The sequence below is a fragment of the Deinococcus sp. QL22 genome (assembly GCF_023370075.1).
Lineage (GTDB): Bacteria > Deinococcota > Deinococci > Deinococcales > Deinococcaceae > Deinococcus.
Genome location: NZ_CP097149.1, coordinates 1,175,871 through 1,199,589 on the forward strand (window position 1 = coordinate 1,175,871; position 23,719 = coordinate 1,199,589).

24 protein-coding genes and 3 tRNA genes are annotated in these 23,719 nt (G+C 63.0%); 15 read left to right on the forward strand and 12 right to left on the reverse strand.

Annotated features, from left to right (window positions below; all coding sequences use genetic code 11):
- Positions 1-79: 79 nt before the first annotated feature.
- From purS to purF, 5 genes are read left to right on the forward strand one after another with little or no spacing between them, the layout of a single operon-like run.
- Positions 80-367: a phosphoribosylformylglycinamidine synthase subunit PurS gene (purS, locus tag M1R55_RS05685; RefSeq protein WP_249393731.1), complete on the forward strand. Its 288-nt coding sequence runs from the start codon at positions 80-82 to the stop codon at positions 365-367.
- Positions 364-1,032: a phosphoribosylformylglycinamidine synthase subunit PurQ gene (gene purQ / locus M1R55_RS05690; RefSeq protein WP_249393732.1), complete on the forward strand. Its 669-nt coding sequence runs from the start codon at positions 364-366 to the stop codon at positions 1,030-1,032. The genes purS and purQ overlap by 4 nt, the downstream gene beginning before the upstream one ends.
- Positions 1,029-1,505: a DinB family protein gene (locus tag M1R55_RS05695; RefSeq protein ID WP_249393733.1), complete on the forward strand. Its 477-nt coding sequence runs from the start codon at positions 1,029-1,031 to the stop codon at positions 1,503-1,505. Before purQ ends, M1R55_RS05695 begins: the two co-directional genes overlap by 4 nt.
- Positions 1,502-3,733 (forward strand): phosphoribosylformylglycinamidine synthase subunit PurL, encoded by a 2,232-nt coding sequence (purL, locus tag M1R55_RS05700; RefSeq protein ID WP_249393734.1) that lies wholly within the window; start codon positions 1,502-1,504, stop codon positions 3,731-3,733. Before M1R55_RS05695 ends, purL begins: the two co-directional genes overlap by 4 nt.
- Positions 3,733-5,190, forward strand: coding sequence for an amidophosphoribosyltransferase (gene purF, locus M1R55_RS05705; RefSeq protein WP_249394144.1), 1,458 nt, complete (start codon positions 3,733-3,735; stop codon positions 5,188-5,190). The genes purL and purF overlap by 1 nt, the downstream gene beginning before the upstream one ends.
- Positions 5,191-5,200: 10 nt before the next feature.
- On the opposite strand, the gene M1R55_RS05710 is transcribed toward purF, so the two are convergent.
- Entirely contained in the window at positions 5,201-5,443 is a 243-nt protein-coding gene (locus M1R55_RS05710) for a hypothetical protein (RefSeq protein WP_249393735.1), read from the reverse strand.
- A 46-nt stretch (positions 5,444-5,489) separates the two neighbouring features.
- Entirely contained in the window at positions 5,490-5,735 is a 246-nt protein-coding gene (locus M1R55_RS05715) for a hypothetical protein (protein ID WP_249393736.1), read from the reverse strand.
- Positions 5,736-5,902: 167 nt separating this feature from the next.
- On the opposite strand from M1R55_RS05715, the gene M1R55_RS05720 reads away from it, so the two are divergent.
- From M1R55_RS05720 to M1R55_RS05745, 6 genes are all read left to right on the forward strand, one after another.
- On the forward strand, positions 5,903-6,814 hold the full coding sequence (locus tag M1R55_RS05720; protein WP_249393737.1) for an alpha/beta fold hydrolase: 912 nt from the start codon (positions 5,903-5,905) through the stop codon (positions 6,812-6,814).
- Positions 6,815-7,282: 468 nt separating this feature from the next.
- Positions 7,283-7,888, forward strand: a complete 606-nt coding sequence (locus M1R55_RS05725; RefSeq protein ID WP_249393738.1) for a single-stranded DNA-binding protein — start codon at positions 7,283-7,285, stop codon at positions 7,886-7,888.
- 82 nt (positions 7,889-7,970) lie between these two features.
- Positions 7,971-8,744: a metallophosphoesterase gene (locus tag M1R55_RS05730; protein WP_249393739.1), complete on the forward strand. Its 774-nt coding sequence runs from the start codon at positions 7,971-7,973 to the stop codon at positions 8,742-8,744.
- 135 nt (positions 8,745-8,879) lie between these two features.
- Positions 8,880-8,955 (forward strand) — tRNA-Asp (locus M1R55_RS05735).
- A 24-nt stretch (positions 8,956-8,979) separates the two neighbouring features.
- Positions 8,980-9,055: transfer RNA gene (locus tag M1R55_RS05740), tRNA-Phe, on the forward strand.
- 305 nt (positions 9,056-9,360) lie between these two features.
- Positions 9,361-9,435, forward strand: a tRNA-Thr gene (locus M1R55_RS05745).
- 104 nt (positions 9,436-9,539) lie between these two features.
- Here M1R55_RS05745 and M1R55_RS05750 read toward each other — a convergent pair.
- The 3 genes from M1R55_RS05750 to M1R55_RS05760 all read right to left on the reverse strand — a co-directional run bounded on the left by M1R55_RS05750 (position 9,540) and on the right by M1R55_RS05760 (position 12,386).
- A complete protein-coding gene (locus M1R55_RS05750; RefSeq protein WP_249393740.1) occupies positions 9,540-10,763 on the reverse strand; it encodes a tyrosine-type recombinase/integrase in 1,224 nt (407 codons plus the stop codon).
- Positions 10,764-11,689: 926 nt separating this feature from the next.
- A complete protein-coding gene (locus tag M1R55_RS05755) occupies positions 11,690-11,959 on the reverse strand; it encodes a hypothetical protein (RefSeq protein ID WP_249393741.1) in 270 nt (89 codons plus the stop codon).
- Between the two features lie 262 nt (positions 11,960-12,221).
- Positions 12,222-12,386: a hypothetical protein gene (locus M1R55_RS05760; protein ID WP_249393742.1), complete on the reverse strand. Its 165-nt coding sequence runs from the start codon at positions 12,384-12,386 to the stop codon at positions 12,222-12,224.
- Positions 12,387-12,580: 194 nt separating this feature from the next.
- Between M1R55_RS05760 and M1R55_RS05765 the strand changes: the two genes are divergently transcribed.
- The 3 genes from M1R55_RS05765 to M1R55_RS05775 all read left to right on the forward strand — a co-directional run bounded on the left by M1R55_RS05765 (position 12,581) and on the right by M1R55_RS05775 (position 14,070).
- Positions 12,581-13,006 (forward strand): hypothetical protein, encoded by a 426-nt coding sequence (locus M1R55_RS05765; protein WP_249393743.1) that lies wholly within the window; start codon positions 12,581-12,583, stop codon positions 13,004-13,006.
- A 207-nt stretch (positions 13,007-13,213) separates the two neighbouring features.
- The gene (locus tag M1R55_RS05770; RefSeq protein WP_249393744.1) at positions 13,214-13,399 is read left to right on the forward strand and encodes a hypothetical protein; all 186 of its coding nucleotides are present in this window, start codon (positions 13,214-13,216) and stop codon (positions 13,397-13,399) included.
- On the forward strand, positions 13,396-14,070 hold the full coding sequence (locus M1R55_RS05775; protein ID WP_249393745.1) for a hypothetical protein: 675 nt from the start codon (positions 13,396-13,398) through the stop codon (positions 14,068-14,070). Before M1R55_RS05770 ends, M1R55_RS05775 begins: the two co-directional genes overlap by 4 nt.
- Before the next feature lie 1,458 nt (positions 14,071-15,528).
- On the opposite strand, the gene M1R55_RS05780 is transcribed toward M1R55_RS05775, so the two are convergent.
- From M1R55_RS05780 to M1R55_RS05805, 7 genes are all read right to left on the reverse strand, one after another.
- Positions 15,529-15,909 (reverse strand): helix-turn-helix transcriptional regulator, encoded by a 381-nt coding sequence (locus tag M1R55_RS05780; protein ID WP_249393746.1) that lies wholly within the window; start codon positions 15,907-15,909, stop codon positions 15,529-15,531.
- Positions 15,906-16,037 carry a hypothetical protein gene (locus M1R55_RS31735; protein ID WP_256566011.1) on the reverse strand — a complete coding sequence of 44 codons (132 nt, stop codon included), beginning with the start codon at positions 16,035-16,037 and terminating at the stop codon, positions 15,906-15,908. Before M1R55_RS31735 ends, M1R55_RS05780 begins: the two co-directional genes overlap by 4 nt.
- The gene (locus M1R55_RS05785) at positions 16,034-16,264 is read right to left on the reverse strand and encodes a hypothetical protein (protein ID WP_249393747.1); all 231 of its coding nucleotides are present in this window, start codon (positions 16,262-16,264) and stop codon (positions 16,034-16,036) included. Before M1R55_RS05785 ends, M1R55_RS31735 begins: the two co-directional genes overlap by 4 nt.
- Positions 16,261-16,842, reverse strand: a complete 582-nt coding sequence (locus tag M1R55_RS05790; RefSeq protein WP_249393748.1) for a hypothetical protein — start codon at positions 16,840-16,842, stop codon at positions 16,261-16,263. Before M1R55_RS05790 ends, M1R55_RS05785 begins: the two co-directional genes overlap by 4 nt.
- Positions 16,839-19,514, reverse strand: a complete 2,676-nt coding sequence (locus M1R55_RS05795) for a DUF3987 domain-containing protein (RefSeq protein ID WP_249393749.1) — start codon at positions 19,512-19,514, stop codon at positions 16,839-16,841. The genes M1R55_RS05790 and M1R55_RS05795 overlap by 4 nt, the downstream gene beginning before the upstream one ends.
- Before the next feature lie 433 nt (positions 19,515-19,947).
- The gene (locus M1R55_RS05800; RefSeq protein WP_249393750.1) at positions 19,948-20,238 is read right to left on the reverse strand and encodes a hypothetical protein; all 291 of its coding nucleotides are present in this window, start codon (positions 20,236-20,238) and stop codon (positions 19,948-19,950) included.
- Between the two features lie 1,453 nt (positions 20,239-21,691).
- The gene (locus M1R55_RS05805) at positions 21,692-21,832 is read right to left on the reverse strand and encodes a hypothetical protein (protein WP_249393751.1); all 141 of its coding nucleotides are present in this window, start codon (positions 21,830-21,832) and stop codon (positions 21,692-21,694) included.
- Between the two features lie 80 nt (positions 21,833-21,912).
- Between M1R55_RS05805 and M1R55_RS31985 the strand changes: the two genes are divergently transcribed.
- A complete protein-coding gene (locus M1R55_RS31985; protein ID WP_305880274.1) occupies positions 21,913-23,664 on the forward strand; it encodes a S8 family serine peptidase in 1,752 nt (583 codons plus the stop codon).
- Positions 23,665-23,719 lie beyond the last annotated feature (55 nt).

Consider the following 23,719-nt stretch of genomic DNA (forward strand, 5'->3'; position numbering starts at 1 on the left):
CACAGCCTTCTTTTTGCCGTTCTTAGACCCTTCCCTCGACCTTTAGACTCCCCGCCCCCTGAACCTGTTAGGAGCCACCATGTCCCCCGAATCCACCAAGACGTACCAGGCCAAAGTGTTCGTGACCCTCAAGCCGTCCATCCTCGATCCGCAGGGGCGCACCGTTGAACGCGCCCTGTCTCATCTGGGGCAGCAGGCCAGCAGCGTGCGCGTGGGCAAACTGATCGAACTGCAACTGGAAGGCGAGCGCGGCGAGGTGGAAACCCGCCTGCAAGACATGGCCGTGAACGTGCTGAGCAACCCCGTGATGGAAGACGTGCGCTGGGAGCTGGAAGAAGCCCCCGTGCAGGCGGTGGCGGGCGCGTGAACGTTGCCGTCATCCAGTTTCCCGGCTCCAACTGCGACGGCGACGCCCTGCACGCGGCCCGCCTGACCCTTGACCCAGACGCTCAGTTCGTGTGGCACACCGATGAGGGCCTGCCCGCCGGAACCGATCTGGTCTTTTTGCCCGGCGGATTCTCCTACGGCGACCACCTGAGAAGCGGCGCAGTGGCGGCCCGCAGCCCGATCATGAATGCGGTCAAGGCCCACGCCGAACGCGGCGGCTACGTGCTGGGCGTCTGCAACGGTTTTCAGGTGCTGACCGAATCGGGCCTGCTGCCGGGAGCGCTGAGCCGCAACACCGATCTGCACTTCCTGTGCCGCCCGGTGCATCTGCGCGTCGAAACCGCCGACACCGCCTTCACGGGCGCGTACACAGCGGGCCAGATCATAGAAATTCCGATTGCACATGGCGAGGGCAACTACTACGCCGACCCCGAAACCGTGGCGCGGCTGGAAGGCGATGGGCGCGTGGTCTTTCGGTACGTGGACAACCCCAACGGTTCTCTCAACGACATCGCTGGGATTCTGAGCGACTCAGGCAATGTGCTGGGCATGATGCCGCATCCCGAACGCGCCGTGGAAGCCCTGCTGGGCAGCGAAGACGGACGCGGGCTGTTCGAATCCCTGAAGGGAGTGTTGGTCAAATGACGAATCTGCAAACATTCTTGGCTGAGCAGTACACCGCCGAAATCGCGGCCTTCCGAGCTGTACTGGACGCGGTGCCCGAAGGGAATTTTGCTACCCCTGGCCTGGGCCACAGCCCCGCCTGGCACGCCCTCCACATCGCCGAATGGGTGCGCCTGACCGTGTTGCAAGACCGCACGCCGAATTATCATTTTCTGGGCTGGGAAGACAAGCCCTGGGTCGCGCCGATGGGTACCGACGCCGCGCCTCTGGCCGAAACCGCAGCCAAGGCCGAGATCCTGGCCCACCTGGACGATACAGGCGCAAAAGCCGTGGCTTATCTGGCCGCCGCAAGTGACGCTGACCTACAGGGCATGACCTTTTCCCCCAGCGCCCCGACTGGAGAGCGTCCCCGCCTCGCCGCGGTGGGGCTGCATCTGCGGCACATCGCGTACCACCGAGGGCAAGTGGCGCTGAGCCGCAAGGAGCAAGCATGACCGCAAGCGTTCCATCCCTGCGCGACCGGGCCGGAACTTTTGGCCTCAGCGAAAGCGAATATGACCTGCTCGTCGAAGGCATTGGCCGCGAGCCGAACGCCCTGGAAGCCGCCATCGTAGGCGCGATGTGGTCTGAACACTGCGGTTACAAAAACTCCCGGCCGCTGTTCAGCGCTTTCCCCACCACCGGGCCGCAGGTGCTGCAAGGCCCCGGCGAGAATGCGGGCGTGGTGGACATCGGCGACGGCTGGGGTGTGGCGTTCAAGATGGAATCTCACAACCACCCCAGCGCCGTGGAACCCGTGCAGGGCGCAGCGACGGGCGTGGGCGGCATCCTGCGCGACATCTTTGCCATGGGCGCTCGGCCCTTTGCGGTGCTGGACAGCCTGCGCTTCGGCGACCCCGACAGCCCCCGCACCCGCTTCCTGGTCAACGGCGTGGTAGACGGCATTGCCCATTACGGCAACGCGATTGGCGTGCCCACCGTGGGCGGCGAGGTCACGTTTCACCCCAGCTATCAGGAAAACCCGCTGGTGAACGTGATGGCCCTTGGCCTGCTGCGGCACGAAGACTTGGCGAAGGGCACGATGGGCGAAGTGGGCAACCGGATCGTGTACGTAGGCAGCAAAACCGGGCGCGACGGGCTGGGCGGCGCGGTGTTCGCCTCTGCCGACCTGAGCGACGCCAGCCAGGCTGACCGCCCTGCCGTGCAGGTGGGCGATCCCTTCATGGAAAAACTGCTGCTGGAAGCCACGCTGGACGTGATCAACGCGGGCGTAGTGGCGGGCGTGCAGGACATGGGCGCGGCGGGCTTGGTCAGTTCGACCTGCGAAATGGCCTACCGCGCAGGCCTCGGCATCACGATGGATTTAGACCGCGTGCCCACCCGCGAATCGGGCATGGTACCGATGGAACTGTGCCTGAGTGAGTCTCAGGAGCGCATGATTCTGGTGCCGGTGCCGGGGCGCGAGGACGAGATGCACGCCCTGCTGGACAAGTGGGAACTGGACGTGATCGACATAGGACAGGTGGAAGCCCATGACCGCTACCGCCTGACCTGGCGCGGCGAGGTGGTGTGCGACCTGCCCGTCGCCCTGCTGAACGAAGCGCCGAAATACACCCGCGAGGGCGTGGAATCGGAAGACATCAAGGCGGCCCGCGAGCGCGACCTGACGGGCCTGCCCGTGCCTGCCGATCTGGGAAGCGTGCTCCTGCAACTGCTGGCCCACCCCACCATTGCCAGCAAACGCCCTATTCACGAGCGTTTCGACCATCAGGTGATGACCAACACCGTCGTCGTGCCCGGAGCCGCCGACGCCGCCGTCATGCGCGTGAAGGGGTCAGATAAGGGTGTGGCCGCCACCTCGGACTGCAACCCGCGTTTTGTGCAACTAGATCCGTATACCGGGGCCGCCGCCGCTGTGGCCGAGGCTGCCCGCAACCTGGCCTGCGTGGGCGCGACACCGCTCGCCATTACCGACAACCTGAACTTTGGTAACCCGCACCGCCCCGAGGTGTATTACCAGCTTCAACAGGCTGTGCAGGGCATCGCCGACGCCTGCCGCGCCCTGAATACCCCGGTCACGGGCGGCAACGTGAGCCTGTACAACCAGTACGTAGACCAGACCACAGGCCGCACCGTTGCCATTCATCCCACCCCCACGATTGGCATGGTGGGCGTGCTGCCCGACGTGAGGGTGCGGGCCACGCTGAACCTTAAGGCGGAGGGCCAGACGCTGTATCTGCTGGGCGAGGTCGGAGATTCCATAGGAGCCAGCCAGTATCTGGAAACCGTGCATGGGCTGGAAGCGGGCCGTGTACCTGCCCTAGACCTTGATCTGGAAGCCCGCGTGATCGCCGGAACATTGGCCCTGATCCGCACGCACCTGACCGATACCGCCCACGACTGCGCCGAGGGTGGTTTGGCCGTGGCACTGGCCGAAATGGGCATGGCAAGTGGCGTGGGGTTACAGGTGACCCTGCCCGGAAGCGCCCGCGCCGACGCCCTGTTGTATGGGGAAGCCCACAGCCGCGTCATCGTTGCGGTAACAGACACGGACGCCGCCGAACGTACCCTCACGGAAATGAACGTGCCGTTTACCCGCCTCGGCACCAGCGGCGGTAACAGCGTGACCATTTCGCTGCCCGCGCAAGATTTACAGTTGAGCGTGAAGCTCTCGGAATTGAAAGCAGCCTACGACGCGCCCCTGCGGGAGATCTTGGGATGATGGTGGGCGACAACTGGACGGATAGCCCGGACATGGACGCCGACTTCGACCCCGCCCTCGACAAGCCGCGCGAGGAATGCGGCGTGTTCGGCATGTACTCGCCGCACGCCCTTGATCTGGCGTGGCTGACCTACCTCGGCATCTTTGCCCTGCAGCACCGGGGGCAGGAGGCGGCGGGCATGTGCGTCAGCGACGGCGACAAGTTCCACGTGGAAAAAGACCTCGGACTGGTCACGCAGGTCTTCGACGAGCGGCGGCTGGAGCGGGTACGGCTCCCCAATGCCCGCGTCAGCATCGGACATGTGCGCTACTCCACGACCGGCAGCAATCTACGCTTCAATGCCCAGCCCCTCACGACCCGCACCAACAAGGGCATTCTGGGCTTGGCACACAACGGCAATTTTGTGAATGCCCGCGAGGTTCGCAACCAGATGTTGATGGAAGGTGCACTGTTCGCCACCACCAACGACTCTGAAGTGATGCTGAACCTGATCGCCCGCGAGTCGCACATGGACTTGGTGGAAGCCACCGCCGGGGCCATGCAGCAACTGAAAGGCGGCTATGCCTGTGTGCTGATGAGCCGCACGGCCCTGATCGGATTCCGCGACCCCAACGGCGTGCGCCCTCTGGTGATCGGGCAGCGCGATGACGGCGCATACGTGATCGCCTCTGAACCCTGCGCCCTGTACACGGTGGGCGCGAGGCTCCTGCGTGACGTGCTGCCCGGAGAACTGGTCTGGGTAGACGAGGGTGGCCTACACAGCCTGATGGTGCATCCCGCCGCGCCGACTCCCTGCGCCTTCGAGTGGATCTATTTTGCCCGCAGCGACGGAGAACTGGACGGCGTGGACACCTATGCCAGCCGCATTCGCATGGGCATGCAACTGGCCCGCGAACACCCAGTCGAGGCCGACGTGGTGGTGCCTGTACCCGATTCCGGCATCGGCGCAGCCATCGGGTACGCCCGCGAAAGTGGCTTGCCCTTCGACTACGGCCTTTCCAAGAATCCGTACGCGGGCCGCACCTTTATTGCGCCCACACAGGAAGCCCGTGACCTGAAAGTGCGGATGAAGCTCTCGCCCACCAGCGCCGTGCGCGGCAAACGGGTGATTTTGGTAGACGACTCCATCGTGCGCGGCACCACTTCCAGCCTGATCGTGAACCTGCTGCGCGACGCCGGGGCCACAGAAGTGCATTTCCGGGTGTCCAGCCCGCCGATCAAGCACCCTTGTTTTTACGGCATCGACACCGCTGCCCGCAAGGAACTGGTGGCCAGCACGCACAGCCTGGAGCAAATCCGGCAACTGATCGGGGCCGATACACTCGCCTTCATCAGCGAGCGCGGGCTAGCCGAAGCCGTCAGCGGGCCCGGCCTGTGCCTGGCCTGTTTCAACGGCAACTATCCGGCGGGGACGCCGCTGCTGAACGATGTGGATAAGCTGGCGCTGGAGGTCTAAACGCCCCCTGCTACTTGTTGTGCCGCCCGCGCAAGGCCAGTACGCTGCCCGCGCCCGCCAGCAGCCCGCCGATGGCCGCCAAGCCAACAGTGAGCATGACGCTGAGGCCGGGGTTGGCGGTGGTGTTGTTCCGCAGGGCCGAAGCCACCGCGTGCAACTGGTTAATGGAAATCACGTTGGCAAACAGCAGCACCAGTGCGCCCACGATCAGCAGGACGCCCAGCACACCCATCAGACGGGGAAGAAGATTCATAGCGACATGATAGGACTCTTAGGCCAGTGGCGGCAGTGAAGCGACTCTACAGTCCCTTGTCGTCGCCCGGAGTGGTGCCGAAGCTGGTGTCTGTGTTGGCTGCGCTGTCCGACTGGCCGGGTTGCTGGGGTACGGCTCCATCGGGGTCGCGGGTGTGCGTGGGGCCGCCCGTGACGGTGGGCGTGTCGGTCATGCCGCTCCCCGACTCGTCTGTGTATCCGGCGCGTTCGCTCATGCCGTTGCCCGCATCGTTGGGCAGGCCGCCCAGAGTGCCGTCATCGCTCTTGGTCATGCCTCCAGTCATAGCGTCCGCCTCTGGCTTATGCGTGACGGCAGGCTAAAGGTTCGCTGGGAATCGGTACAGAGGGCAGCAGGCTCTGAACTCAACTCCTTTCTCAGCCCCTCAGCCCCCGACCCTCTGACGCTTTTGAATGCTCGCCCCTGCCCTAGAATGGCCGCATGACGTGGTCTGACGATGCCTTTGAACAGCGCCTGAACGGTGCGGATTTGTATTTCGAGGTGACTGGCCCGGAAGACACCGATGCTCCCGCCCTGATCTATTTGCACGGCGGCCCCGGCTACAACAGCTATTCCTTCCGGGCACTATTTGGAGAACGCCTGGAACATCGCCGGGTGATCTATCTGGATCAGCGGGGGTCGGGGCGCAGCGGGCCGCTGGAAGACACCGAGCAGGGCGACACCGCACTGGATCTGGATACGTTGGTGGCCGATGTGGAAGCCCTGCGCGATCACTTGGACTTGGGGCCAATTATCCCTCTGGGGCACGGTTTTGGAGCGTTGGTGGCGCTGGAATATGCGCGGCGGCATCCTCAAACGACGGCGCGGGTGGTGGTGGTCAATCCGTGGGTACATTTTCCCGAATTGGCCCTGACCCTGTTGGCCGAGGCGAGCGCCCGCCGCAAAGTAGCCCTGAACGATCCCGCCGCCGACCTGCGGACCAACACGCCCGAAGGAGAGTACGCGGCGGTAGGCAACGCCCGCGTAGAAGCCGCCTTCGAACTGCTGAACGGGCGCGACCTGCTGAACGCCATGCAGTTTAAAGACGCCCCCAGCCGCATGCACCTTGAATTTGCCGATGCCGGGGGCCAGTTGGCAGGCGGCGGCGAGGTGCAGGAAGCGTTGGTGTACCAGGGTATGTGGGAGTTTGAATACACGCCCTTTTTGCAAGAAGTTCGCCGCCCCATTTTCGTGATCGCGGGCGCACACGACCGTACCAGTTACCCCGAACAGGTGGGCTGGCTGGCCGACCTGGCCGACGCCGACGTGACCGTGCTGGACGCCGGACACTACCCGTGGATAGACGACGAAGAAGCTTTTGCAGAGGCGTTGGAGGAGGCGTTGACGCGGTAAGTGGGCAAATGTTGGCGAGATCGTAGAAAGTAGATCGTGGAACGTGGGAAAAGCGGGGCGCTGGGGCAAATACGGCGCTCCATTTTTCTGTCTGGCAGACCCAAACCCCCACCGCCGGCCAAGTATCGACAAGATCAATCCTCCTGAGCGGACTCGCAGAGCTGCGAAGCAGAGCGCCAACTCCCCTGCACCCTTTGGGGGTGGGGGAATCCAACGTGGGAGAAGGCAAGAAGGGGGAACGAATTGTTTGTAGGGGCGGATAAGCTGTCCCGGCAACCCACTCCGCACCGGTCAGGGGTCTGTTCTGACCAAAAAGCTCTCCCAATCCGGCAAGAGGCAAGGGCAACTCCCTAGGCTTGGCCCTAAGCTTGGGCGCTTTTCAATTCGTGGCAGCAGCCCAAACGCCATCTGCATCTTTCCCCAACCTGTGGCTGCACACCCGCACCCCAGCCGCTAGACTCAGGGCCTATGGCCGACCTAGACCGTGTACGTGAGGCGCTGCGTGCCAGCATGACCGCTTGGGCAACGTTGGAAGTCCGGGGCGATCAGGCCCGCGTGACGCCCGCCCCCGACCCCGATGCCCTGGCCGCGCTGCTTGACCGGGTAGACCCGACCTGGGGCATCGGCTGGGGCTGCGACTCCATGACGCCGCCTGTGGTGCGTGCCCGCCTGACCGTGTTGGGCGTGCAGCGAGAAGGGCTGGCGCAGGCACACTCTCTGGCGGATGCCAAACTGGCCGCCCTGGCCGACGCGGGCCGCCTGTTTGGGGTGGGCAGCAGCAGCGAAGGGCAGTGGGTGGAATACGACGCCGAAGATGGAGCCAACACCTCTGATCTGGATGTAGAGGCTGACGGCGAGGGCGTGACCATGTCCGGAACAATGCCGCTGCCGCCTGAACCGCCCCGCGACCCCCAGATGGAAAAGGCGCGGCGGCATATAGAAGACCTGATGGAGCAACTGAAGGCAGCAGGCAAGGGCGGCGCGGCGGCGCGGGTGGTGTTGCGCGGCTACGGCGAAACGGTGGATGAGAGCCGGGCTATTTATAAGGAACTTCAGGGGATTCTGAAGGGCTAATCTGGCATTTCTCCGGCGGGCCGCCTGGGCTTGGGGCAGAATAGGGGCAGCGGCATAAGCCAGCAGAGAGGAGGCCAGACGCGTGCAGAAGTTTATTGCCATAGGAGACGTTCACGCCGACTGGGACGGCCTGTGGGGGGCACTCCGGGCGGCGAGTTGCGTGGATATGGAAGGACTGCCGACGCCGCCCGTGCGGATGGGCCGGTATCAGGTCATTCTGATCGGCGACCTCGTGCATCCCAAAAATCTGCATGAATACGCCCGCCTCACTGGGCTGCTGGACTTTGATCCCCGCGACCACGACCATTTGTTTTTGGCCGCACGGGAACAGGTCAAACAGCTAGAGCGCCTCAAGGCCTATCAGGAGGCTGCGCCACACGCAGTGCATATTATTTTGGGCAACCATGATGACGCCGTACTGAATACCTCATATGTGTTGGGCACAACCGGGGGCATGGTGCATGTGGAATTCGACCCAGCCCACGGCGGCATCCATCTGCCGCACCACCTCAGTACCTGGATGCAAGGCTTCCCACGTGAGGTGCGCTTGGCGGGGGTGCAGTTCGCGCACGTGAGCCCCATGCCCGCCCACACCTACTACGACGACCTGTTTTATGCCGACCACTCCACCAAACGCTGGTTCCGCGACTCGCCGGAATACGTGCAGATGGCGGGCTTGGCCTTCGGCGTGTACGGCCACACCCAGCTGGAAAAAGGCATTTATATCCATGCAGAGGGAGGCAAACGCCCCGACTTTGCCATGATTGACGCCCTGCAAAGCCGCGAATACTTAGAACTGATGCTGGATGCGAACGCTCGCACGCCGGTTCAGAGTGTCCGGGCTGTGCCGTTTTAGGCCCACACCACGATGATTTGGGGGCGGCAACCGACAGTCCGGTTGACAAGGCGCAGAGGCGCGGCTATCCTTAACCCCGCTGCTTTTCAGTGCCTTCTTCCGAAGGAGGCTGAAACGGCGTACAGTTTAAGGATTGGTCCGGTAGTGTAGCGGTTAGCATATCTGCCTGTCACGCAGAAGGTCGCGGGTTCAAATCCCGTCCGGACCGCCACCCTTTTCCCTCTTTGGGAATTTTGGCAAAGTAGCTCAGCTGGTAGAGCAAACGACTGAAAATCGTTGGGTCGCCGGTTCAAATCCGGCCTTTGCCACCAAGGACTCTTAACCCCGTCTAGTACGGGGTTTTTTGTGTTTGTACTGGGTACATGAGTGAGATGAGATGGGGCGAATCGTGTGCTCTGGGCAAAACTGCACACGGTTCACTAGAACATCACAGAGTAAAGAGGATGGCTGCTTTTTGGGAGATTTCTCCCTTGCATCAACTGGGATGAGGGTGTTAAGTCCCAGCGCTGAATCTGGCCGCTGCGCTGGGAAAGGGGTTGGCGCACGGCAGTTGGCAAAAAACCGTGTTGACACCGCATGAAAACATCCATATACTTTTTGAGCCTGCAAACAGCGGGCCAGTGTAGCTCAGTGGTAGAGCAACTGATTCGTAATCAGTAGGTCGTCCGTTCGACCCGGATCACTGGCTCCAAGAAAACGCCCCGCCCAGCGCGGGGTTTTTCGTTTTCGCCTTGACTCACTGATAGAGGGTACAGGGCAAAATTGCAAACGCCTTGCAAACTCCCCCCGCCCGCTTTACTTTGGCCGCTTGACCTTGAGGGTTATCCGCCTCACCTCGCGGGGCGCTGGGGGTGCGGGGTCAAACGTCATCCCCTCGCGCTCAGCGTCATACACATGCCGGTACACGTCACGGGTCACGCTCGCCTTACTGTGCCCCAGTTGAGCGCTCAGCACTTCCACCGGCACCCCCCGCGCTGCCATAACTGAGGCGTAAGAGTGCCGGAGCTTGTGCGGTGAAAGCACCGTCACGCCCGCCGCTTCACAGAGTCTCCGCATAGGCCGCCGGAGGTTGTCAGGATGCCAGGGCGTCCCCGCCCGCGAGGTGAACACGTAGGGCGTCACGGTGTACTCTCGCCCGTTATGCCTGAGCCGTGCCTGACTTTCTCTCACTTGCTGGGCCTGAGAATCCCTGAGCACCTGGGCAGCGCTGCCCGTGACCTTCACCGCCCTTAGCCCGCTCGCTGTTTTTGGGGTGTCTTCATAGACTGTCCCCCCCATTGTCCCGCGTGTCTGCTCGATCTTGACCACCGCTGAGCCGTCCAGCTGAAAGGACACAGCAGGCCACCTGAGCGCGAGTGTCTCACCTGGGCGCGTACCGGTTGCCAGCATGAAGGCCAGAGGCCAGCCCCAGCGGTCAGCGCGGGCCGCTTCATAGAACTTCACCGCTTCCTCTGGGGTCAGTGCTTGAGGCCGAGCGGGGCCGCGTGTGGTCATCCGTTCAGGGCGGCCCCTCAGTGTCGGGTCAGCATCTATCAGACCTTCACGCATCCCCCAGCGGTACGCGGCCCTGAGCAGGGCGTGTATTTTGCCCCGCGTGCGCTCACCACGCGGCCCCTCGCCCAGGGCTGTGTAAAAGTCCTTGAGCCGCTGGGCGCTGACTTTCTGGGCCTTGAGCGGCCCCAGGCTGGGCATGACGTAATGGGCGAGCGAGTAGCGGTAGTCAAACGCGGTTTTCTGTTTTAGCCCACCGCTTCTCTCGCGGGTGTCTATGTACTCGCTCAGCAGTTGCTCAACCGTCAGCACGTCACGCGGGGGCAAGTTGCCGTAATCCTTGAACTTCTTCGCCTCGCTGACCGCCTGACGCGCCTCTGTCATGTTCCGGGCCGTGCCGTTAAAGTGCCGCCGCTCGCCCGCCTCAGTGGTCACCATGACCCGCCATCTGACCCGCCCAGAGGGAAGCCGCGTAAAGCTACCCTCACCCTGCCCCCGCTTGGCCCGCACCGGTTCACCGTTTGACATATCCCAGCGTACCGCCCCCCGCTGGGGCGTAAGAGACTGGGGCAGCGCTGGGGGGGTGGAGGGAGTAGGCCAGTAGTTCTAGGGGGTTCTGGGGGGGTACTTTCTTAAAGGCATTTTTTTAACCTATCTATCTATCTATTTAGACAATCCTAGACGGCATATCTCAACCCTACGGGGTACGAGTAAAACACATTTACACTGAGGAGCACTCCAAAACCCCTAAAACCTCTGAGCTACTCTGGAAGTCGTCCAGCACGGGAAAAACAGTAGGGGGTTATGTTTGGCCTACTCCAAACACATACCTCCTAGAACCTCTGGGCTACTCACCCCCAGCGCTGCCCCAAACACACACCCCTGCCGGAGTAAGGCGCGTCTTTCTTCGCCACTCTGAGAGGGCTGTAACTGGGAACCCCTTGCAGAATCTTCCCACTGGGAAACCCCTTGCAGAATGTTCCGGCGAAAGGGAACGGCTGAGGCGTGCCGCTCCCCTCACGAGTTGCTACGGTCTAAGTCAGGCTGAGGGCGTCCGGCAGGTGGACACCCTTAGAGCGCCAGGTGCCCGGCAGTCTGAAAGGGCCGCGTTTCAAACGCTACCCCTTACGCCAAAATGGGCGAACCGTCTAGCACGGCAAAAATAGCATTTTGCTGACAGCAGCAAAAAGGTCAATCAGGCCAGCAACTCCCCCGCTTCCCTCTCCGCTGTACCTCTTTCCTGACAGCAGGAAGATGATCGCCAGACTGTCTCAACCTGTGACGCCGTGGGCCGGGCGAAGGGCCGGGCCGCTGTAACCCCATGGAGACTCCACAAGACCGCAAACCCCATGGAGACTCCACGGCGAAGAAGAAGCACAGGCCACCGCCGCCCTCTCACCGACAAATACCGACCTTTTCCGACGCAAAAAATGAGGGCACGCCTTCCGGAAGGTTCATGCGCTGGCCTGCACTGCTGCCCGGGCCTGATCTAAAGCGGCTTCGACGGCTGGCCCAACCGCCAAACGGAAGGAAAGAGCATCGCCTTTTTGCCCCATGTGGGCAAGGTTTTGGCTCACCAGTTTCTTGAGAATTTTCTTCAGCCATTCCCGGCTAATTGGCCCGCCCGACTTTCGCGCTCGCCACTGAATGTCACTGACGGTCTGGTCCTCCAATGAGAGGTACAGCAACACCCGATTTGTCGGAGGAGATTGCTTGCCTGTCATGTGCTCGCTTCCATTGCTGCCCACGCTTCATCGAGCGCCAGGTCAACGGCTGGCCCGACAGCCAGGCGGAAGTAGAGGAAGCGGCCTCGCTGTTCCCTGTGGGCAAGCCCTTGCCTCACCAATTTCTTGAGAATGCTCTTGAGCGTATCCCGGTCAATGGGTGTGCCCGCCTTCAACACACGGTCGTCAATGTAGTTGATCTCCTGAACCTCTAACGAGAGACACAACAACACCCGACTTGTCAGGGGAGATTGCTTGCCTGTCAAACCTTGCCTTGCCGGGGTTGTGCCGTCAGTTCCAGGTCTAAGGCTTCGAGGATAGAGGCCCACATGGGCGGCACGCTTCCACCGTCTTTTAACCCGTTTAGGGCGCGTGTAACCGCATTTGGATGCTTGCCAATGGCCCGCGCTAAGTCTGCCCGTGACATGTGCCGCTCACTTAGCCGAGTGTTTACCGCTGTCCTAATTTCATCATTCATAGGGCCACGTTAACATATACCGTTAGCTAACGGTAACTGTTGACACACCTAACAGATTCTGTTAGTATTACAGACAGCAGAGAGGGCGCTTCCCGTCGAAAAGTAGCGCCCCCGCCTGACTCCCCCGCATCGAAGGAATCGCCATGAACGATAGCACCGCACCCCGCGCCATCACCCGCACTTGGGAAGCCCACCTGACCTACCGTGAGTGCAGCGTCATCACTGGCACGGCCACCCACACCGTTACGCTGACCCGCACGCCTGCCGGACTCGAAGCCACCGTAGACGGCGAAGCATCGGAGCTGGCCCGCGCTGTCCGTATCCTGGGGGCCGCTGACGCCCTGACCCTCACCGCTGAAACGCTGGAACTCGCCCCCATCGGCAAGGCCCGCGCCTCTAAGTTGCACCGCCTCATGGCCCGTTACGGCGTGCCCACCAAAGAGCATTACGCCTTCGCCAGCGCTGCCTTAGACGCCCCGGTATACAGCCTCGCGCTGCTCTCTGAGCCGGACGCCCGGAACGTGTGGCGCTTCCTGTGCCAGACCCACGCGCCTTCCTTCGCCGCATAAGACCCACTGGGGGCCACACCCGGCCCCCTTGCCCGGCTCGAAGAGAGGCCCGCCCATGCGTTTCCTTGTCCCCGCGTACTTTGTCTGCCTGCACTTCACTGGAACGGACAGCCCCCACGCGCTGACTTTCGCCGTCTGTGGCGTCTTATGTGGATGCTTTGCCCTTGCCCGCGCCCTGTATCTCTTGACCCACCGTGAGGCCCGCCCATGAACCGCACCCCTGCCCAGATCACAGAAGACACCCGCGCCGCTGACCTGTACGCAGCCGAGCGCCGCGAAGCCCTCCGAAACATCGCCCGGCGAAAGGAAGAACTCACCGCAGAACTGCACACGCTCGAAGCCCTCGAAGCGGGCCACCGCGCCGCCCTGGAAGCAGGGGGGGCCAGCGCATGACTTCGCCCCGTCCCCTGCCCGCCCCGTGGGAACTCTGCGAAATGTGCGGCGAAGTGGCAGGCTTGCCGATCCCCGGACGTGCTGCCCACCTGCCCCCCATGCATCACTGCGCCAAATGCGCCGCCCGCGAAGCCCTCTGGAATACTGCTGAAACGCACCTCAAAGACCTGACCGCCCCCATGATTGGCGCGTGGGCTTCGCAGTGGACAGCGGCAGGCTTGCCCCTCGACGAGCTGGAAGAGATTACAAGCCACTTGTCCGGCGCATGGATGTATCTGGAAGCCGGGCAGGAGTACCGCACCCGCGCCCTTCAAGTCTTGCGCGATCAATACGCCGCGCCTACCTTCGAGGAAGTGGCCCCGCCCCCTGTCTCCCATGTGAATCTGAGCGCGGCAGACCTGCCTACCCTGACCTCTTTTCATGCGGCCACGGCAGACTGTGGCCCCTATTTTCTGGACAGTGCAGGCAAGGCCCGCACCATTCCGGCGGGGCTGGACACAGTGACCGTCAGCCTGCCCAGTGGGGGCGCACTGTTTCTCTTCACCGGGCATCAGGGACAGACTGACTTTCACGCCCTGTCCTACCTGCCGTGCGGCTTCCACATCCCGGCCCATCTTGTGCCCCACATGCACGCGGTTCTGAGTGGCGTAACGGCACCGGGCGCGGCATGAAGGCCCGCACCTTCCGACAGGGCACGCCGGAGCGCTCACCCCACAGGCCCGCCCCTGACCGCTTGCCACCTGTACGCCCCCACCGGGCGAAGTTGCCCAGCCTGAAAGCGCAACGACCTAGAAAGTAAGCCCTACAGCATGAAGCCCGGCCCCGCTGTTCAGTTGCGCCGGGCTTCACGCTCGTGTCTGACCCGCACTGTTTGGAAAACTAACAGTGCTGAGGTAAGTCTGACTTACGCCATAGCGCCAGAAATAAGCCCGCTGGTACACACTTCCGTTTCAAACGAGAGTGCCCTGACTTGTACTCAGATTTGAGTAGAACCACGGCGCTGCACTGGCCTACGTCTTCCCTGTGCCTGGGTTGTGCAGTAAAGGGTTTGACTGCCGCCGCTCACCCCCTCCCCGTACTCTTCCCATCTGTTGCCCTATGGCAGCGCCAACAGCAGCGTGACTCTTTGTCACAGTGGCCCCACCGTTGGTATTCCCAACGCCGCCATATGGTGACGGTTGCCCTGCCCAGCCCGGCTCAACTATCAACTTATCTCTACATGCCCGGCGTGAGTATGACTAACGCTTAGCGGGTCTTCCCCAGTCCGGCGTGACTATTGGTCACGCTTAGCTACCCTTCCCCAGTCCGGCGGGCAAGGCTTCGAGGGTGCTACAACCTCAGACACCAGGGCGAAGAGCGCGGCCTATGCCTTCGCTGGGGCCACGCTCTGAGGTGTTAGGGGCTGTTAGGGTCTATGGCCCACCCACACGGCTTTTCTTCGCCGCTGTGAGGCTGGCCCCTGCGCTCAACCGTGGGAAACCCTATGCCGCCCCCCAATCCGTGGGAAACCCCCTAAAAGGGAAACCCTGTGGACATCCTTTCTCACCGGATACCCAAGACAGGCGAAGGCCACAGGAAACCACCCACACGGCCTTCCTTCGCCGCTCTCAAACTGGCTCGGCTCGCTCAGACTGGCACACCCTATGCGTACCCTCTTTTGCTGGCATACCCCCTAAACGGGAAAACAACCGGGAAAGCCCACCCACACGGCTTCGAGCGGGCAGGGTAGGCGCTAGTCCATGCTGAGAACCAGCAACCTGCCCAGCACTTAACCTTGCACCCCATGAATGCAAGGCAGAAAAGCCGCGCCCACACGATCAAAACAGGGCATAGTGGGCGCTTATTCACCCTAATTAAACCTCAGATCATCCCCGTGTGCGGTTTGCCTTCGCCGGACAAAATGGACACAGGCGAAAAGAAAAAAACCGCACCCACACAGCATCTAATGGGTACAGTGGGCGCTAGTTCAACTTAAAAAAACTATAGTTTTAAGCAAGCGGGCCGGGCAGAGGAACGGGAAAACGCCCACCTACAGGGCTTCGAGCGCGTGTGAGAGCGCATGACTGCGTAACAGATCGTTACTCACCCGGCGCACGGCTTTTAAGGTCACACCGGGGAAAACCGGGAAATCAGCGCCCCTCTTTCCAGGCGTAAAGGTCTGCCATCTCGAAAGACTGCACCGCTTTTCCGTCTACTTCGAGGGCCAGCAACTCGCCCACGTCCACCCGCTGCCCGGTCAGGGTGTGCAGAATGCCCGCAATGGTTGCCAGCGTGTACAGGTCTATGCGTGAGGTGTCCCCACGGGCCAGCCTGTACACCGTGCCGGGGTCAACTGTGCCCTGTGCATAGCCGCTCATGGCGACCTGATACACGCTGAGGCCCCGCGCTTCGCACGCTTCCCGCACCGTTACACGGGCCGCGTAAGGCGTGGGGCCGGGCGTCTGGTAGCCCAGATGGGAGGCCCGACCTGTGAAGACCCCCAGCGCTGCCCCGTCCTTCGCCGTTTTCATAGGTTCCTCTCGTCGAGCATTACACGGGCAAGGCAGCCCAGCGTGACCCACCCCACCCGGACGGGCAAGGGGGCCGCGCCTTTAGGCCGGGTGAGGGTAAGCGCCCGCGTGTATGCAGCGGCGTTCATGTCCACTGCCCCCCACTTCGGCGGCGAAGAAAGGCGCGGGCTTCTACTTCACCTGCTGGGGTCAACTCGCCCGCCTTCAGGAAGCCCAGCCCTGCCGCCGTCACGAGGGCCACCCCCTGCCGGGCCGGGGTGTGCTGCAAGATCAGAGCACGCAGCGCCCGGCGTTCCGGCCCGGCTGGAAGTGTGCGGGCATAGGCAGACAGCACCGCCCATTGAACGCCTGTCATGGGGCCACCTGTGCGGCAGTGGGCAGACGTGACCCGCCCCGCTTGCCCCCGGTCTTCGAGCGGTAGGCCGTGCCGTCATAAGCCGCGCATCTGTGGCCCATGTGAATGACTACGGGGGCGGAAGGGTTGCCGTCCGGCCAGCCGTGCGCCCGCCTGCCTGCCATGCATTCCCCCATCAGTGGCCCCCAGTCCGGCGCGTCTCCCCAGCGGGTACAGCTTCCACAGTGGCCCGGCTGCCCCCCCAGCGTTGCCCAGTCAGGCCGGGCATCTTCCTTCGCCGCGTCCTGGCGTGTGGGGTGAATGACACTCACCTCATCTGCCGAAACGGGAACAGGGGGCGCAGCCGCTAAGTCCCCTGGGGTGTGACTTTCGCTCACACCCTTAGGGGGCCGCGCTTCCTGCGAAGGCATGACCATGTTAACCGTGTGGGTAAGATGGTTGCTTGCCGTGTGCCCGGCACTTTGCCCACCGCTTAAGGCCTCGAGTAAGGCAGGCTCGGCAGTATCTGGGGCGGGGGTAGATTTAGCCTGGGCGCGGGCAGCCCTAAGCAGGGCGAAAGCCGGCGAAGTAAAGCTCATGCCTCACCACCTTCTGAGCCGTCGAGCGCTGTGAGCGCGTCAGGGTGAAGCCTCAGAGTCTTGATAGGCCGCCCACCGCCCTTGCCCGCTGGGGGCGTGCTGACCTCTACCCGCACCGCCCCGCATTCCTCAAGCACCCTCAGGGCTGCCTCAAGCCTGGGGCCGGTCATGGCCTCGCGTGCCTCGCTGAGTGCCCGCCTCACCTCTGCCACTTTCTGACCATCGCACACGCGCCCCCGTTCGACAAAACGCAGCACGGCGCGGGCGTCGAGCACGTCCATACGCCGCCCCTCGCGCCACAGTTTGCGGGCATGTGTGGTCAGGTAATCGCACCACAGCCAAGCGAGCGAAGCAGATTCCTGCCCTACCTTGCTGGGGTAAGAGTGCTCCCCACCCAGCGCTGCCACATCGAGGGCGTGAAAAATCAGGGCGAGCCGTGCAAACGTTCCCGGCAGTTTGCCCAGATGTGCCCGGTACGCCTCGCCCTTGCCCATGTCCCGCACCTGGGCGGCGTGCTCCACTTCCCAGGCGTCATACACAGCCTGAGCCGCTGAGGTGTAGGTCAGTGGGGCCGCCCCACCGCTGGGGTAGGTGCTGCCCAGACTTTCAGGGGTGAACGTGGTCAGCGCGTCGAGCACCGCCGCCGCCCCCTCACGCGCTGCCCCGCTAATCGGCTCGCGCTGGGCCGCTTGGTCAAACGCGGGAAAGGCGTCAGGCCAGATGAACACCTGAAAGCGCTGTAATAGGCCGTCCCCCGCCCCGCGCTGGGCGTCGAGCAGGTCAGCGAGCGGCCCCGGTTGAATGCCGCCCAGCACCCCCGCACAGATCAGGGGAATATGCACGGTGCCGCGTGCGAGCCGGTCAAACGTATAGGAGCCGGTGCCGTTTGCCGCCTCAAGATAAAAGGCCCGTTCCTGCTCGCGGCCCGCCTTATCGAATCCGGCCAGCCAGCCCGTCAGCTCATCCCGTACCACTGTGACGCCCTGAGGGTTGTCTCTCAGAATCTCGCCCAGCTTCTCTACCGTTGGGTCATTAACCACATGCCGCACGGGTTTGAGGGCCTGCTCAGCCTCGCGTAGCGCCTCGCGTGCCCCGGTCAGTTCCTCATCACTGGGCATCTCCGGGGCACGCGCCCCGCCCTTCAAGGCCCGTTTAAGCTGCCCCTCAAGGGCCTCAAGTACCGCCGCCGCTTTACCCTGTTCCGTTTCCAGGGCTGAGCGCTGGGCGTCGAGCTGTTCAAATGCGAGGCGCTGGGCACGGTTCAGCGGGGCCGCGCCCAGGTTGACCGCGTGTGTTTTCTTGACGCTGGGCGGGCCGCACACCGCGCCCCAGAGGTTAGCGGGCAGCGCTGGGGTGTTGGGGGCGTTCCTGAGCTTGACCCCCGCCGCGAGCATCCCGCCCGCCCCGATCAAGACGGGGGCCGCGATCATTTCCAGGGGCAACCCCGCCGCCCGCGCCTCTGCCTGTATCCACTCGCTGAGGGGCTGGGGCAGCAGCTCAGCGGGCAGCGGGGGCACCGGCTCAGTCAGTGTGGGCAGGGGGCGCACGTCACCCCAGACCACCGGAGGAAGGCTCAAGGCGGGGGCCGCCCCAGCCCCCCCAGCGCTGCCCCGTGTTTCAGGCAGCCCCAGCACGCGGGCTGCTTTCTTCACCAGCTCGCGCCGCTGTTCCGGGGTTGCCGTGTATACGTTCACATCCTCAGCGAGTAGCGCCCACACTCCGAAAGCGTCACGGGGTAGGCCGTCCCCCAGCGGGTCAACCGCGTGCCAGCTCATCACCACCTCTGCCCCTCTAGGCGTGCGCTCAGGGCGTAACCTCACGCCCGCCTGCCCACTTGAGGAATGGGGGTAAACCCAGGGGCCACGCTCGCCCCCCCGGTAGCCCTGCTCGCCCAATACCTCAGCGAGCGTTTTAGCCGCGTTGAATGCGTCAATGACTGACCCGCCCTCACCCTCACCGCCCCGCGAGGTAGCCCCGCCCAGGCGGGCAAGGTCACGCGGGGCTGGGGCGGGCGACTCAGCAGCGGCCCAGGGGCACGCGGCACGCATGACCGGCACGAGTACCCCCCAGCGCTGCCAGAGGCTCAACAGTTCAGCGGGCAGTTCCGGTAGGTCTTCGACGCGCTCAGGCACTGCCGCCGCCCAGGTGTACGGCTGCCCGGTACCGGGGTGAATGCTGGGGGGAAGCACGTCCTGAACGGGGCCACCGCGCAACTCAAACACAGTCACGGGGGCGGGCCGCCCGCCGGGGCCTTTCTTACCGTTAGGGTCGGGCCAGCTCAGCGCCTCATTCTTCAGGCTTAGCCCGTCAGGGACGCGCCAGAGGGTTTTATCTGGGCGCTTGCCGTTGATCCGGTAGGGGTTCGACGCGATCAGGGCCGCGAGATCAACCCCCACCGCCGCGAGTGCGAGGCGTGCGCCCTCATGGTCAAGGTCAAGCGTGGCGGTCTGACTTTGAGAATGCAATAAGCCCACACCCGCCCCAGGGTGTGCCCTCAGATATTCACGGGCCGCGCTTGGGGTGGTAATCCACTGGGCAGGGTCGGTGTTCCAGCCCGGCACGCGGGGGCCTTTCGTACCGTGAGGCACCGGCACCAGCACAAATCCCCCCGTCGCGAGTGCTTCTACTTGGGCGATACGGGCAGCGGTGCGGTCAGCAATCACAGCGGTCATGCCTGACCCCCAGCACGGCCCGCCCTCTGCTCGCTCAGGGTGTGATGCTGAGGCGAGGGCGTGAGTAGAAGAAGGGAAGAAGCTACCCCCCCATAACCCCCCGCTCTACTCTCTACTCCCAGCACGGGCAGGGTGAGGGGTTTTGGTGCGCTGGGCGCGAGGTTTTCGACTCCCACCCCAGCGCTGCCAGAGGGAGTAGCGGAGTAGGGCAGGAGTATCAGGGGGTTATGGGGGTAGAAAGGTTTTTCAAAACTCCTACTCTTTTTTGCCGTGCTGGACGGTGTTTGTGAGTAGCCCAGAGGTTCTAGGGGTTTTAGCGGCGTTTTGAGAGTGGGTGAAAATGCACCGGCGTTCTTGATCGCCTTCGCTGGTAGGATATGGACAGGCCCGCCCGCCTGCTCATTCCGCCCCGTGCCTGTATCACGGGGCGGCGTCATTTAGCCCCCGCCGCCGTCGAGCGCACCGCTCGCCATGCGTCGAGCTGGGGGCGGTAAATGCGATAAATGGGGCGGGACGGGGTGCCGTAGTTCTCAGCAATCAGGCGGCCCGCCCGGATTTCTTTTCTTACCAGGTCTTGACCGATGCGGAGCAGGGCCGCCGTTTCGACCACATCCAACACGGTCAGGGTGTCGAGTTGCTGGGGGGTGAGGGTGGTACGTTGCCGCCCGTTCGTGGTTCTGGGCGAGCGGGTTAGGGGTTCAGCATGAATGCTGGGGATAGTCATGTGGTCATGCCCTCGCGGTACACCCCAGCCGCACCCCAAGTCAGGCGGGGGGCTGGGGTAGAGCTAGGCGAGGTCTGAAAGGCGGGGCACCGCTGGGGGGGCGCCTCAGACTGCCTGCATGGACTCAGCCGGTGAGGGCGAGTGCTGCCAGCTCAGGCCAGGAGAGGGGGCGCGAGTGGGGCCGCTGGGGGTTTCGGTTGAGCGTGAAGGGGCAGGGGTAGGCGGGCGGCTGAGCGCTGGGGGGTGACGCGGCGGGCGATCATGCGCCGCAGAGCGCGTCGAAGTTGACGGGCAGCCCGTTCATGTTCTGTCTTCTGCCCTTCATCCCTTAAAGCTAGCCATCGAAGCTCTTCACGGGCCGCTGCGAGCACCTGGGCGAGACTTTCAGGGGTGCCGGTGTATTGAGGGCGGGGCCGTTCCTCAAGATGACTGAACAAACTGAGCCAGCGGCCTACGTTGTCAGCAACGCCACTGAACGAGAATCCAGCCGAGGATGTAAAGGCCTCAGAGAATGCCCGCCTTATGACACTCTCTGAGGCCAAACCTCTCTCATACCGCCTATGGGGTGTTTTCCAACGTAAGGAGTGCTTGACCCGCCCATGAGCGGCACGGCTGAGCGCGTTAAGCTGAGCGGCTCCGTTCATCCCCCCCAGAGCGGCCCCGGTCTGCGATGGTTGAGCGGCTGGGCGTCGAGCTGCCAGAAACGCCCACAGGCCCAACCGGTACACACCAGCGCCGCCCATGACAGCGCGGCGGTAGTGGTGTGTCTGCCAGGATTCACGCTCAACGCTCAGCGAGCCGTTAGAGCTGACGGTGCCCGGTCTATCCACGCGAAGAAATTCGACATATGGAGTAGTCATCCAAAAATCAAGGTTTGCGAGTACATCAGAGGGCAGCGGCTCAATCCGCTCAGGTATCCCCCCTGGCCTCCTCCCCAAGAGTTCCCCCCTCACCGTTACCCGGTACGGCAGAGTGTTCAGCCGTGAGGAGGTAAGAAGTAGGGGGGCACTCATACCCCTATCTTACGCCCTGCTACGGCCCTGAACAGTGCAGCGGGGCGGAGTGTCAAACGGGTGTCAAACGCATGGGGCAGAATGACCCTGAGCCGCCCGGTCTGGGGCGTAAGAGGAAAATAGGAAAAACGCTCGCCTAGCGCTTAAAAGTAACCTAAGGGGAGTACCCCTCACCCTCCGCCCGGATGCCCGCGCATTGTGTTCGTAATCAGTAGGTCGTCCGTTCGACCCGGATCACTGGCTCCAAGGAAAATCCCCGCCTCGCGCGGGGCTTTTGCTTTTGGGTTAGCGAATATTTACAGCTGAGCCAGGCATTCGGTTCAGAGTTAGCAGGCGACCAGTAAGGAGGTTGAACAGCTGGCTTCAGCAAAGGGCTGGCGCTGCGTCCGGCTGTAGATCAGGTGACTTGCGAGGCGCAGAGGACATTCATCTCAATATATTCACGTCTGTTGCGCCTGGTTCACACCGCGGCAAGGCCCCAGGCTTACCCGTTCCAGAGCATATTCTTTAATAATTTCACTGTCGCTCATCTTTTCTCTCATCTGAATGCCTTGATAGCGCTCTATATTCGCCGGGTTCATCTACAGATTTCCGACTATAAAGTCAGATCCACGCCGTCTTAACACGAGGGCCGGAAGTATATTTCCCTCTGGAGGAACTTATGTCGCATACCCGTACTCTTTCCTTGATTGTCCTGTCTCTTACTCTGGCAGCCTGTGGTCAGCAGCCGACGCAGAGCGACCTCGCGGCCCAGAGCAGCCTGAATGCTCAGGCCACGGCGAGCGCAGGGGGCAAGAAAACCTACATGGTCGGATTTAAATCCGGTCAGGGCGTCAACGCAGCAGCCATTGGGAAGGTCGGAGGGCAACTGCGCCGAACTTTTGCAACGATCGAGGCGGCTTCTGCCAGCCTGACCAGCGCCCAGGCGGCCAAGTTGGCAGCTGACTCCAGCGTGGAATATGTCGAGGCCACCGTACCGAGGCGAGCGGCCAACTACGTGGTCGGCGACGGCGATGCTTTGGGCAAACCCGGTGGCGCACTGGGCAATCTAGCCGTGAACTGGCAACCTCAGGGCGAGTTTACTTACGGCGACGTGGCACTCCAAGTCCCTGCCCTGCACGCTGCGGGCCGTACCGGCACAGGAATCGCGGTGTGTGTAGGCGACACGGGCATCGATGCCAATCACCCCGAATTTGCAGGCAAACTGGCCGGTTACAAGAACTTTATGGGCGATGGGCGTGACTCGGCGACCCTCCTCAATGATGTCAATCATCACGGCACCCACGTTTCGGGCACCATTTTCGCCCAGTACGGTGCAGGCACGGGCGCGCCGAGCCAACCCAGCGACATGGATCCCAATGGTGTGGGTGGCGTGTCTCCGGGCGTGAACCTGTATGTGGCCCGTGTGCTGGGCGACGACGGCACCGGCAGTGATGAAGGCGTGGTCGCGGGCGTGCAGTGGTGCGTAGACCAGCTGAGCAGCCAGAACAAAGGCGGCACCGAAAAGCGCATCGTGGTGAGCCTGTCCCTGGGTTCGAGCGAAGGCAGCAAGACCGAAAAACGGGCCTTCCAGGCTGCGTATGATGCCGGAGCATTGACTGTGGCCGCCGCCGGAAACGACGGCAACAAACTGCCCCACTACCCTTCCGACTACCCCAGCGTCGTGAAAGTCGGGGCCGTGGACAACCTCGGCAACCTCGCCGATTTTTCCAACTACAACGCTCAGCAGGAACTCGTGGCTCCGGGCGTTGCGGTTCTCTCTAGCGTTCCTGTGGGTCAGGGATTGGCCGCCAAAGCAAGCGCAGCAGGCGTGCCTGCCTACCAGAGTGTAGACGCAGTCCAGGGAGGCGCCAAACAGACGGTGATAGGAACGGCCATCGTGGAGGCAGGCGGCACGGGCAACCAATTCTGCGGAACAGGTGGCACGGCGGTCAACGCGCAACTGGCAGGCAAGATTGCCCTGATTTCGCGTGGCGGCTGTACCTTTGGCGAAAAAGCCTCCAATGCAGTGGACAACGGCGCTGTTGCCGTCATTCTGTACAACAACGTTGCTGGCCCTCTGAACAGCGTCACTCTGGGCGCCGATATGAGCATCGCGGTCGTGGGGATTCCCATGGCCGACGGTCTGGCTACCCTGGCCGCTGTGCAGGCCGCCTCTCCCTCGCCCGTTCTGGGCAGCGTATCGATCTATGCAGCCGATTACGAGTACTACAACGGCACCAGCATGGCGACGCCCCACGTGGCCGGTGCAGCCGCGCTGGTCTGGAGCGCCAAGCCCAACCTCAGCAACGCCGAACTCCGCAGCCTCCTGAACGCGACGGCCACCGACCTGGGAGCCAATGGCCGCGACAACTTCTTTGGTTACGGGTTGGTCAACCCCACCGCCGCCATTGCTGCAGCGGGCAAAAAGTAAGTCAGCAACAAGATTTAGGTTAAACGGAGGCGCGGCCCGGTGTGGTCGCGCCTCT